We start from the raw sequence: 12,864 nt of genomic DNA on the forward strand, positions 1-12,864 counted from the left end.
AAAATATAATCATTGTTTGATGATATATTTAAGGTGGAATTATAATAAATAATACAATTGGAGAAAAGATTAAACAATATAGGAAATCGATAAATATGTCAAGGAATGAACTAACCAACAAGATTGGTTGTTCAGTTCATGCTATAGCTAAATATGAGCAAAATCAAAGAATACCTAGTTTAGATATGATAAGAAAAATAGCTACTGCTTTATCAATTGCTATAAATAAACTCATTGTTGAAGAAAATGATTTAGATACTTTAACAAATAATAATATTAATTTAAAAGTATTTGATAAAGAGTTGGATTTAGTAATTCACATATTAGAAAATTATGGTTATGATATAAAAACAGACTATAAAAAAAGTTTGAAATTACAGATAATGCAGATACAATAAAACCAATTAACCTAAACTTCTCTGACTTCAAAGACTTCTCCAAAAATCTAAATTGGGTGATAAATGGTCTTGTTGAAAATTTTATACAAGAAAACTCTAATGGTCTTATTGAAGATGAGGATGAAGAATATTAGTATTGCATATTTTCAAAATATAGGTTTACCTATTAACTTTTATACATTCATAGTTAATAAATAAAAATTAGATATGAAAGGAGCTAAAATCATGAATAAATCATATATACCAAAATACACACATAAATTCCCTACTAATCTACCTCATGGAGATAAAAAATATACTTTAACATACATTAGAAGAATGATAAGTGAATTTGTATATGATATGGGTAACCTAGAAAATAACCCCTTCACATTCCCAGAAGTACAAACATTACTTGATGGTATAACAGTAGGTGGACATAAATTAAGTGACCAAAATCAAATACTAAATATAAAATCATCATGGGATTATGTAATAAAATTAAGTAACAAAGAAAAATTATCTTTAAATAAAGATACAATTTGCTCTATACATAAAATAGTTGCAAAAGATGAAGCTCTAATCGTTGGAGATTTCAGAAATGGTAATATAGGTATAGCTGGTACTACCCAATATGAGTGCATAGAACCCACTCTATTAAATGATTTATTTGTAAATGACATAAATATCATAAATAAAATAACTAACCCCTTAGAAAAGGCTATAATAATAAATTTATGGTTGTCCTATTGTCAATTCTTCTATGATGGCAACAAAAGAACTGCTAGACTTACCTCAAACCTAATACTTATAAGTAATGATATAGGAGTTCTATCAATACCAGCTAAACATAAACAAGAATACAACACATTAATGCTAAACTTCTATGAAACACTAGAAGGTGATGAAGTTATAAAATTCTTATTAGAGAAATGTATTACATTCTTTGATGAATATAACTATAAATCATATAAGGAGCTGTTTAAAAATGGCAACTAAAATAGCTAATGGAGAAGGCTCTATCGGAAAATATAAAGATGGTTGGCGTTCCCGTATAATGATTGGTTACAATGAAGATGGGAAACCAATAAGAAAAGAATTTTATGGTAAGACTCAAAAAGAAGTTAAAGATAAATTAGATGCTTATAAAAAACAATATTATTTAAGCTCTGATATTTCAGATGATAAAATAACTTTAGAGCATTGGTTTTACAATTGGTTATTTAAATATAGAATAAAAGATTTAAAACCTAAGTCATTTGAGAGATATGAAAGCATCTATCGCAATTATATTAAAGATACTGATTTAGTCAATGTTAAATTAAATGACTTAAGAGTATCTCACATACAAAAATATTACAATAGATTGCTTGATTCCAATAAAAGTATACCTACTATAAGGCAAATAAACACTAAACTGAAAACCTGCTTATCAGAAGCTGAAAAACAAGGTCTTATACAACGTAATTATTGTACTATGGTAAATATACCAGTTGAGAAAAAGGAAAATAAGATTGAAATATTGACTCTTGAACAACAAAAGAGTTTTATAAAAGCTATAGATGGACATAAATTAGAGGTATTATTTTTACTTGCTCTTGGTACTGGACTTAGATTAGGAGAATTATTAGGACTTAAATGGTTTGACATTAATTTTAAGAATTCTAATTTAACAGTTAAAAGAACGCTTCAAAGAACATATTTTATAGATAAAAATGGAGATAGAGAGCTTAAAGTATTAGAGCAAGAGCCAAAGACATCAAATTCTTACAGAACTGTACCTATTCCAAAGAATATCTTAAATAAATTGAAAGAACATAAAGTAAGTCAAAATACAGATATATTAAAGGCTGGAGAATTATATAGAAATGATAATTATGTATTTTGCAATAAATTAGGTGTCCCTATAGATGATAAAAGACCTTTAAGGAATCTAAAATCTATATTAAACAGTCTAGATATAGAGCCTATAAAGTTTCATGGTCTTAGGAAAACTTATGCGACTAGACTTTTTGAGAATAATGTCCCTCCTAAAGCTGTACAAGTTTTAATGGGTCATTATGATATATCAATAACTTTAAATATATATACTCAAGTTATGGAAGATAAGAAAGTTGAAGCTGTAGAAAAGTTAGATAAAATATTTTCATTGTAAAAATCAAACACATAAAAATACTATGATTTCATATAGTTAATTACAAAATCAAAATAATGATACAAATTAATTTAATATTAATAAATGAGGTGATAAAATTGATTGAATGCATTCCTTATCCAGGATATAGAGACCGTGATGGTTATGGTCAAATTAATTCAAATAAAGAAGGTACTTTAAGAGCTGCAAGAATAGTACTAGAAGAGAGACTACAAAGGCCAATTAGAAATGGATACCAAGCACATCATACTTGTTACAATCGATGTTGTGTTAATCCAAGTCATATAGAAGAACGTAAAGTATCTGAAAATATTCTTGATAAATATTTCAATGATAGACCAGAAATTAATGAGATAGTTTTAACTAAAGAATCAGTATATTTAACAAAATATTTATTAAATAATATGAATAACTCTGAATTTAATTATTCAATAGAAGAAATAGCTAAATTTTTATCTATACCATTAGAGCTATTACTCTATATTAAAAAAGGTAGTGTATGGAATTATATTTATTTAACTAATGCAGAAAAAGTAGAGGCATTACATAAACTTGAAATTTTTTTCCCTAAAGAAGTCTGTATTGAAGCAAATTGGGGAAGTGAAAAATACTGTCCTGTAGTCCATAAAAATAACAAACAAATAAAAGCAAGTAGGTACTCTTATGACACTTATACTAATACTTCAAGTAGTGGCAAATATATTCTACACAATTGTGATAATCCATTATGTATTAGAGCAAGTCACTTAAGAACTGGCGACCAAAAAGATAATATGAATGATAAAGTTCAGCGTAGAAGAACTAACCGAGATTATTATTTGTATAATCAAGAAATCATAAAAAAGATTGTACAATTAAGAGATGTGGAAAATTACTCATTTAGTAAAATTGGTAGGGAAATTGCTATTTTGGTGAAAAGAGATAAACCTTATGACCATAAAACAGTAATAAGTATTTATAAAAATTACAAATATACTCGTCGAGAAGAACTTAAAGAAAAACCTCCTACACAAAGAGAATTACTAAATAAACATATAGATACTCTTATTGACCTTAAACATAATTATAATTATTCATTAAGACAAATATCACATAAATTAGGTTCTAATTTAATAGGAAAACCCTTTGATTTAAATGTGATTGGGCAAGTATATAAAGAACATATATCAAAACAAAATTTAATACCTCCAAAAAGTTCTATAAAATTACTAGAAGAAAATATTACTGAAATATTATCTATGTTAGATTGTAACATTAGTCTTAGAGAAATAGCTAATAGATTAACTAAAAAATTGAATCCTAACAAACCTTTTCATCATAATCAAATTACTAAAGTTGTAAATAAATATAAAAAATAACATTTTAACCACTATTTTTAGAAAACGCGTGTGAAATAGTGGTTTATTTAAACGTATCTACAGTTCTTTTAATTTTACAAAAATAAATATTAAATAATTAAATTGATTTTATATCAATTCTAAAAAACAACTATCTACATACACCTTTTTACCTCTTCTCTTAAATCATTCCATCCTGTTAATCATCTGCGTTTTTATACTAATCACATAAAATCTTTTACCAAAATTTAAAGAACCTCTTTAGAATATAGAATCAGAAGTTTTTGCTATACAATAAGAACTATGATATGCAATCATCATAACACTTCCTTTTATTTAAGTGGTTCTATTAAATCTTCTACTATGTAACTTTTACTTTAAAAATGTAATGATTCATAACAAGGTATTTGAAATATCAGTGTTATGTTTAAGTATTTTATAAACTTCTTCTGAGTTCATATTTAAGGCTTCTGATAAAGCTCCCTAAAGTATGTATTAAATTCCTATCCTCTCTAATGTAATGATAAGTAAATGTTTTCATACACTCAAATGCACCCCCATATACTCTCAAAAATACCTCATTTTCTGTGGTTGGGGTACGGTTGGTGGATTTTATCTCCAAAATAAAAAATACTAGTCAATAAAGACTAGTATTTCCAAGTATTTCATCATTCTTTTTTCAAAATTGGTGGAGACGAGGGGAGTCGAACCCCTGTCCGCAAATCTTTTCCTTGCTGCATCTACATGCTTAGCCAACTTCACTAATATCTCACCTCACATAGCGCCAAGTGGCAGGCTCTATGCTTAGCCAGTCCCAATTAATCTACTTCAAGTCGAGACACCCCTAAAGTAGTTCCCTGCATAATGACGTCCAGTCTTAGTCGGCAGGAGGACTAAGAGGGACGAGCAGCAACTAGGCTGCTATCGCGAAATTATCGTCTGCGTTTATTTTAAAGTTCCCCAGTTTTTACGTGACCCAGAGTAACACGACATGCAGCCTCAAGTTCCAAACCCACGTCGAAACCTTTACGCCCCCTTGAGTAGTTTATAGTCCAGTAGACTTTTCGCAAACTTTATCACCATTTTTATTAAATTTTTAATGTATATATAATATAATACTTTTAAGAATAAAAATCAATGTTATGTTCTAGATAATAAAGAATTTTATTCTAAAAAATACAGTTTTATCTAGTTTAATACTTACCTGTCATTTCTCTTTCTATACGTCTTTGTGCATCTTTCTTAGCCATATCTTGACGTTTATCATATAGTTTTTTACCTTTTGCTAAGGCAATCTCTACTTTAACTTTACCGTTTTTTAGATACAAACTAAGTGGTATAAGTGAATACCCCTTTATAGTAGTTGCTCCAATAAGCTTTCTTATTTCATGCTTATGAAGTAATAATTTTCTAACTCTTAAAGAATCAACATTGAATATATTTCCTTGCTCATATGGACTTATATGAACTTGTTTTAAAAATACTTCGCTATTATCTACAGATGCAAATCCATCACTTAGGTTAACTTTGCCTTGTCTTATTGATTTTACTTCTGTTCCTTTTAATTCAATTCCACATTCATAAGTTTCTTCTATAAAATATTCATGTCTTGCTCTTTTGTTTGTTGCTAATATTTTTTTACCAGCCATATAAATCTCACCTTCTTTGCTAGAAATTTCTTCCATAAATATTAGAAATTTACTAAATATTTAATGTTGCCAAATTATTTGACTAACTTGTATGATAACATATTTAGGCATTTTAGTCAATATTTCACTGATATATTAAGTTAGTTAGGCTATATATAATTAAGTAATATAAATGTATGAAAATAGCTAAAAAACTACTTCGAATATACTTAATACTAAACTAACTCTAACCAGTAATACTAATTTATAAATTTCAAAACAAAAATATTACATATTATAAATCTTCTATCTTCTATCTTCTATCTTCTATCTTCTATCTTCTATCTTCTATCTTCTATCTTCTAAATAATTTTAACATGCCCATAAAATATAATACCCACGAATGATAAATAATACTCAAAATGTCTATTGAAATAACTATACATCCTTAAATAACTTAACTTAAATCTAAACATTTCAAAAACTTCTTAAAAATATGTAAAAATTTGATGATAAAGTAGCGATTTTTTCAAAAAAAATGTAATATAGAGTTATATCTTATAATATTTTAGAGATAAATTTTATCATAGTGGGGAGAAATTTGTATGGATTTAAGCAAAAAAGTAAAAATTTTAGAAAATGCATCAGATGGCAAAAGCGAATTTGAGATATTAGAATTTGAAAAACTTGAGGGAGCTTCTAGCCCATTAATGGCAATGGGATTATATTTTGCTAGAGAAGCTGGTTTGAAAGCTAGACAAATTAAGATAAAATTAAATAATTCATCAATAAAAACAGAAGCTGGTGCATTATACTATTATAAAGGAAATATATCTTCTGAAACTAAGATTGGTGGTGTTGGAGGTCTTTTTAAAAAAGGAATATCAGGAGCACTTACTAATGAATCAATGATGAAACCTGTATACAAAGGTACTGGAGAAGTTTATTTGGAACCTTCTTTTAGACATTATTTATTTATGAGTCTTGATAATGATTCTATAATTGTTGATAAAGGATTATTCTATTGTTGCTCTGATACAATAGAAGTAAAAGCATTTACACAAAAGAACTTCTCATCTGCTTTACTTGGTGGTGAAGGCTTCTTCCAAATAGAATTAAGTGGTACTGGTGTAATCGTTCTGGAATGTGTTGTACCTCAAAGTGAAATTGTAGAGTATGAATTGAAAAATGGTGAAGAATTAAAGGTAGATGGTAACTTTGCAATAGCAAGAACATCTGGTGTTAATTTTTCTGTTACAAAATCAGATAAATCTTTAATTGGTTCTGCTTTAAATGGTGAAGGTTTCTTAAATACATTTACTGGTAATGGTACAGTTTGGCTAGCTCCAACTCAAGTAATGTATGAAAAACTAAGTTTTGGAGCAATGCCTACTAATGATAATATGAATAATAAAGTTTCTAAGCAAAAATAGTTGTTTTATAAATATTTATTAAATCATTATTGATTTTATAAAGTCACTATAAATTTTATTAGATTATTATTATAAAATCAGAGTGTGGAAATGTTTATGTGTATTCTTTAAATAAAAATTTCCACATTCTGTAAGGTTATTATACTTGATATATAAAATTCAATTTAGGAACATAGTCTAACATTTATAAACATATTAAGGTAATGATTTCTCTTGGTAATTATTCTCATATCTTATTCTTTGATTATATTTATCTTATTCCTAGCCCTTATGTCATATTATATTTCTTATCTTATTACTTATAATTAGCATTAACTTATCTAAAATCTTGTATTTTTTTAATAGTAAAGTTTACATCTATATTAAAAAGTTTACATCTATATTAATTTCATAAAACAATCAAGGTAGTCAAGAGATTCAACTTTATTTGATTTTAAAAATTTAAGTGAATTTGTTCTTATACACACCTTTTTAAAATTATATCTGTAGAAAATATCATTTAGAGCTATAATTAAATTAACTTATTAAATTTTAGAAAATTTATTAAAAAATATAAGTTAAATTAATATTTTTAAAGATTCTTTTTGTAACTACTAGAATACTAATTTAGTAGTTATTGTATCTCTAAAGTTTAAGCATGGATAGATATACATTTGATAATTTGCCTATAATTTACCTACTACTTGGAGTATTGGAGCAAATACAATATATTAATAATAAGTTCCTAAAGCCAATAAATTAACTAATACACATAAAGATATTGATGTTGATTATACAACTATAAGAAACGGATTTAACAGAATTTAATCAAGCTAAGAAATTATATATATCGTGATGTTTTTGAATTAGAAGGTAATTCAAAATTAGTTTATAGTCTTCTGTGAATCCAATAAAAAGTACAGGGTACAAGAATTGTTAGTAAAATTTTTAAAGATTTTATGGATAAATATAAATAGTTTTACTTATTTTCTAAAACTTTAAAATACCATTAATTACCTTAAATATTTTAATAGGAGGACATATGAATTTAAATAAAGTTAAATTTACTGAAGAACATGCTATTGAAGTTACTAATTGGAAATATGAAGGTAAATATTCAATATACAATCTACCTCCATGGGAGGAAATTAAAAAGAAGAATTTTTCACTAGCAAAAGAAGATAAAAGAAAAAATTTTATAAGTTTTATAAATGACAATAAAGAATTGATAGGTTTTATAAGCTTATTAGATGAAGGAAGCTCTGTATTCTTTGGTATTGGTATGAAACCGAATTATTGCGGAATGGGAATTGGTAAAGAAATAATTGGCCTAGGATTACAAGAATGTAGAAATAAATATAGTACTAAACCAATTGTATTAAATGTAAGAACCTGGAACATGAGAGCTTTAAAATGTTATGAGTCTCAAGGATTTAAAATAGTTGAGACTAAGGTACAGAAAACGCATTTAGGAGATGGAGAATTTTTTGTTATGAGGTATCAATAGTTTATAACAATAGTCTTATTGTTAATACAACAATTAAAATAAAAAAATACATATGTGTAGGTCATAGCAATAAGTGTCTTTGAAATATAAATTTGAGAGCTTTTGATAAAATTTGGTATACATATATATTTTATACTACGGATATATAAATCTATCTACATACATAAAGAGATTGTAAGTAGGTTTGTGTATATAAAAATAGATTTATATTTCATAAATGTACCTTTTATTTGTATTACCTTTATTTTATCTAAGCTCTCATTTTATTATCTAATCTTCCTTTTTACTGGTTTTATTAAGAGAGATGCAATTATCAACACAACACTTCCAAGTATCAGCCAATATTTCTCATCAAAACTACCTTGACTCATAGACATTATAAAAAATTTTCCAACATACTTGCCTTTAGTCATCATATTTAAAATTAAATATCCTATAGATATCATATAACCTATGATTGTATTATTAAATAAATTTGAGAAAAACATTCCTAAACTTCCTATAAACATAGCTGATGCGAAACTTCCAATAATATACTCAACTACTGGAAAATTACATCCAAGATATATTAAAACATTTACAAAACCTATGATTAATACCACTATACCTATAATTGACATCAGTATCCTAATTAATTGTACAATAACTTGAGATAATGCTTTTGAAGATACTATCTCATCAATTTCTTTTGATTGCTCTAGCGAAAATACAGGTACCAACATTACTCCCCCTATTATTGCAACATAATTTTCTAAACATATAGCTGTTGAAATTCTGTCTAAATTAGCTACTCCTTGTATTAGAGGAATCATACATAGCAATATAATTGAACATATTAAATTAGTTAAAGTGCTTAATTTGAAGTTTTCTTTTATTAGAACTAAACAGTTTTGAAAACTTTGCCCAAACATCAAGATTCCCCCTTCTTTTTTGCTCATATAAGAATATAGCTAACAAAACAAGCACCAATGCTCCCAAGCTTATCACAATTCTATTAATTATAATTTGATTGAAGTTTTGTATAATAATATCTCCATTTAATACACTATTATGTCTTATCATTAGCCCCATTGTTGAATAATCACCTTTGAGTCCTGTAGAATTTATACTGTAAAACCACCAAATTAATTGCACAATAATTGCTACTGGTGTATCTGTTAATATAGTAATACTCATTCCTACAGCGGTAACTATCATAAGAGTTGGTAGTATCCACCATAATGTATATTTTATAAATGCTAAGTTATCAATAGATATACCTTTATCTTTAGCAAAGAAAATCAAAGGAAGTAAATCTTTCATACCTAAAATTAATACAGGCAATATCATCATAAAGACAAGTGCAAAATATCTTGATAAAACTATTTTGCATGAAGATACTTGTTTTGAATAAATAATCTCTCTCATTCTTGAACGCTTATCTTTAAGTGACATAAAAACTGCCACAAATACTGGAAATATACTTAAAACTATACCTATATAATCGCAAAAAATTCTTGCATACCCATTACTAACTTTATCTTTTTGTATTGTATAGTTGTAATTCTTCATAGCTTCATCATAGGTAACTGGAACTACTCCAAATCTTTGTAACTTGTCAAAAGCATATGCAGACCCTCCTCCTAAAATGTCGTCTACTCTTTGCATTATTTCTTCAAATCTTTCAAGAGATACTTTAGAATAATCTATTTTTATACTTTCATCAGTTTTCCAAAGTGAATTTATTTCGCTAATACTTTTACCAGTTATTTCTTCTATATATTTTTCTATGGTCTTCGTTTTATTTTGGTCTAATTTTATATACTTAACTACCCCTGTTGGATACGTTGTATATGTGTTTTTTTGATATTCTCTAATTAGGTTTATAGTTGCATTTGGAATGACCTTTTCTGTTTTCATAGATTCTTTTTGACCATATGGATATTGATTGTGTACAGAATAATATTCCTCAATATTCTCTACTTTTTGTGGAGCAACTAATGGATTTCCATCATTAGGAATATTTTTACTTACATCATTTGAAACTGAACTTCCAAGTTGAGAAATATAGAAAAAAACTAAAACTACAATAAAAATATAATATATCATACTCTTTAATATATTTTTACATTCTTTTATAAATAGATTCATATATTATCTCCTCCCATTATAAGCATATAGCCATCTTCAATAGTTGGATTACAATTTACTGCTGTCTCAAAAGGTTTATCATCTGATATAATCCTAAGTATAGCCTTTCCACCATGAGTCAACATTCCTATAACTATAAATCTACTTTTTATATTTTCAATATCTTTTTTATCTACTTCAATACTATATACTTTCTCTTCAGCTAGTTTTGCTAATGCTTCTGTTGAGCCATTGTATATGACTTTTCCACTATTCAATATAGCTACGTTTTCACATGTAGCTTCTATATCTCCAACAATATGTGTAGATAAAATAACGATTCTATCATTTGCAATTTCGCATAGTAAATTTCTAAATCTTATACGTTCTTCTGGGTCAAGACCTGCTGTCGGCTCATCTACTATTAAAACTCTGGGATTATGAATTAATGATTGTGCTATCCCAAGCCTTCTATTCATACCTCCAGATAAAGATTTTACTTTCACATTTTGATAATTAGTAAGGTTTACTTTGCTTAATAACTTTGCTATAATTTTTCTTCTTTTTCTTAGTGGTATATCCGATAAAACTGCTAAATAATCCATTGCTTTATATACTGTCATGTTAGGATACATTGAAAAGTCTTGTGGCAAATAACCAACCATATTTCTAATTTCCTTAGTATTCTCAATAGGAACTCCACACATATGTATTGAACCTTCTGTTTTTGATAATAAAGTGGCTAAAATTCTCATAAATGTGGTTTTTCCTGCTCCATTTCTTCCTAAAAGACCAAACATACCACTGTCGATTTCAAGATTTATATTATCAAGTGCTTGTTTTTTCCCAAATCTTTTGCTAAGATTGGATACTGCTATTTTCATTTCCATATATAAATACACCCCCAGAAACAATTTTATAGAATTTTATTTTTATAAATTTTTACTGTATTTTCATAATAAATTCTAAAACTTAAGATATTATTTATAAATTTCTAAATTTTTTCTAAAGATTTTAATTTTTCTGTTTTTAATTAAATTAAAGTATCTTTGTTTCTGAAATTTTTTAAGTTTATGAAGTTATAATTTAATATATATTTATTTTATTTGTGAGTCTATTTTTATATATAATGAAAAATGTGATAAGTATCCAAAAGAATTACTGGATATAATAAGATAGGGTATTTAGCCTTTTAAGATAAATAAAAATATCTGCAACTATATATTGCAAAAATTTAAAACTAATTTATATATGCTAATATAAATATTTATAAAGACATAAGACAAATTTACCTACAGATTTAAATTTAACTTATATATTTTAAAAGGCTAATATAATATGTATTTTCTTCTATACAATCAAAAGGCTTCATATCTAAGATATGTGATGACACTAATATTCACAATTTTTAGTAATTATCACATTATAAAAAATATTACAGCTAGTCCATCATTAGATGCTTCTTGTATAAACTTTTTAAGCTCAATTAGATTTGCCCATACATATTCAAAAAAATCATCTTCACTCTCATCATTCATAACAGGATAAATATTATTTTCTAACATCTCATTAATATTAAATCTTTTTCTAAATGCTTGTTCTTCCAAACTGTTCATTGCTTTTGATAGTTTTTTTACATCATTTGCTGTAATCAACATGACAGGAAATTCTCCATCAATTTCCATAAGTATGTTTCCACTTAGTACTAATTTGCTAAATATATTATCATCATCTCCACCAAAAGGACAACCTGTCAAAGTAAAGTGAATGGCATGCCATGCTTTATCAATATTGATAGTACTATTTTCGTTGGCATCTTCAAAAACAAAATCTTGTAAATTTTCTTCTGATTGCTGTAATTTAAAAACATTCTCTTCACTTATTTTAGTATAACATCCTATCATCCCCATAATTACATTCCTCCTAAGTAGCGTTTTTTTAATTGTAACTTATAATTAAACTTAGTTACAATAAAATATATTGAGAAAAGTATTATTTCATCTTAAATTTAAATACCTATATTATCAACTAAAATTCTGTGTTTATAGCGTAAGTATTATTATTTTTTCCTAAAAATTAAATGAATCAGAAGTTCTATAGGCAATATTGACTATAAATAAGGACTATTACTTTTAAAAAAAATTTAAGAAATTATACTGTAGAATCATGCTCTACTTATTAGCTTCAAATAAAAAATAAATCATGTTCTCAAATTAAATAATAAATAACAATAAATTTAAATTTTAAACTATAAGAGTTTCTGAAGTGTTAATAAGCATACCAATAATTATATGTGTAAGAATTTGATTTAATAGATATAAATAATTTTTACATTAATT

At 26.2% G+C, this 12,864-nt stretch carries 11 protein-coding genes and 1 other RNA gene; 6 read left to right on the plus strand and 6 right to left on the minus strand.

Annotation, left to right across the window (positions count from 1 at the left end):
- Positions 1-95 precede the first annotated feature (95 nt).
- From CDIF1296T_RS19820 to CDIF1296T_RS16365, 4 genes are all read left to right on the plus strand, one after another.
- Complete coding sequence (locus CDIF1296T_RS19820) at positions 96-398, plus strand: helix-turn-helix domain-containing protein (protein WP_009898281.1); 303 nt, start codon at positions 96-98, stop codon at positions 396-398.
- Positions 399-623: 225 nt separating this feature from the next.
- Positions 624-1,376, plus strand: coding sequence for a Fic family protein (locus CDIF1296T_RS16355; RefSeq protein ID WP_009898282.1), 753 nt, complete (start codon positions 624-626; stop codon positions 1,374-1,376).
- On the plus strand, positions 1,366-2,532 hold the full coding sequence (locus CDIF1296T_RS16360) for a tyrosine-type recombinase/integrase (RefSeq protein ID WP_009898283.1): 1,167 nt from the start codon (positions 1,366-1,368) through the stop codon (positions 2,530-2,532). Before CDIF1296T_RS16355 ends, CDIF1296T_RS16360 begins: the two co-directional genes overlap by 11 nt.
- Positions 2,533-2,621: 89 nt before the next feature.
- A complete protein-coding gene (locus tag CDIF1296T_RS16365) occupies positions 2,622-3,890 on the plus strand; it encodes an HNH endonuclease (protein ID WP_225722738.1) in 1,269 nt (422 codons plus the stop codon).
- Positions 3,891-4,555: 665 nt separating this feature from the next.
- Here the strand turns inward: CDIF1296T_RS16365 and ssrA are convergent.
- Positions 4,556-4,905: a transfer-messenger RNA gene (ssrA, locus tag CDIF1296T_RS16370) on the minus strand.
- Positions 4,906-5,062: 157 nt separating this feature from the next.
- Entirely contained in the window at positions 5,063-5,518 is a 456-nt protein-coding gene (gene smpB, locus CDIF1296T_RS16375; protein ID WP_003421925.1) for an SsrA-binding protein SmpB, read from the minus strand.
- A 584-nt stretch (positions 5,519-6,102) separates the two neighbouring features.
- On the opposite strand from smpB, the gene CDIF1296T_RS16380 reads away from it, so the two are divergent.
- On the plus strand, positions 6,103-6,930 hold the full coding sequence (locus tag CDIF1296T_RS16380; protein WP_003433741.1) for an AIM24 family protein: 828 nt from the start codon (positions 6,103-6,105) through the stop codon (positions 6,928-6,930).
- 1,021 nt (positions 6,931-7,951) lie between these two features.
- Complete coding sequence (locus CDIF1296T_RS16385; protein ID WP_009898287.1) at positions 7,952-8,416, plus strand: GNAT family N-acetyltransferase; 465 nt, start codon at positions 7,952-7,954, stop codon at positions 8,414-8,416.
- Positions 8,417-8,682: 266 nt separating this feature from the next.
- Here the strand turns inward: CDIF1296T_RS16385 and CDIF1296T_RS16390 are convergent, their stop codons facing one another.
- The 4 genes from CDIF1296T_RS16390 to CDIF1296T_RS16405 all read right to left on the minus strand — a co-directional run bounded on the left by CDIF1296T_RS16390 (position 8,683) and on the right by CDIF1296T_RS16405 (position 12,435).
- A complete protein-coding gene (locus CDIF1296T_RS16390) occupies positions 8,683-9,327 on the minus strand; it encodes a hypothetical protein (RefSeq protein WP_009898288.1) in 645 nt (214 codons plus the stop codon).
- Complete coding sequence (locus tag CDIF1296T_RS16395; RefSeq protein ID WP_009898289.1) at positions 9,257-10,546, minus strand: ABC transporter permease; 1,290 nt, start codon at positions 10,544-10,546, stop codon at positions 9,257-9,259. Before CDIF1296T_RS16395 ends, CDIF1296T_RS16390 begins: the two co-directional genes overlap by 71 nt.
- On the minus strand, positions 10,543-11,415 hold the full coding sequence (locus CDIF1296T_RS16400) for an ABC transporter ATP-binding protein (RefSeq protein ID WP_009898290.1): 873 nt from the start codon (positions 11,413-11,415) through the stop codon (positions 10,543-10,545). Before CDIF1296T_RS16400 ends, CDIF1296T_RS16395 begins: the two co-directional genes overlap by 4 nt.
- 528 nt (positions 11,416-11,943) lie before the next feature.
- Positions 11,944-12,435, minus strand: a complete 492-nt coding sequence (locus tag CDIF1296T_RS16405) for a YfbM family protein (protein ID WP_009898291.1) — start codon at positions 12,433-12,435, stop codon at positions 11,944-11,946.
- Positions 12,436-12,864: the final 429 nt, after the last annotated feature.

This window comes from Clostridioides difficile ATCC 9689 = DSM 1296 (assembly GCF_001077535.1).
In the GTDB taxonomy this organism is placed as follows: domain Bacteria; phylum Bacillota; class Clostridia; order Peptostreptococcales; family Peptostreptococcaceae; genus Clostridioides; species Clostridioides difficile.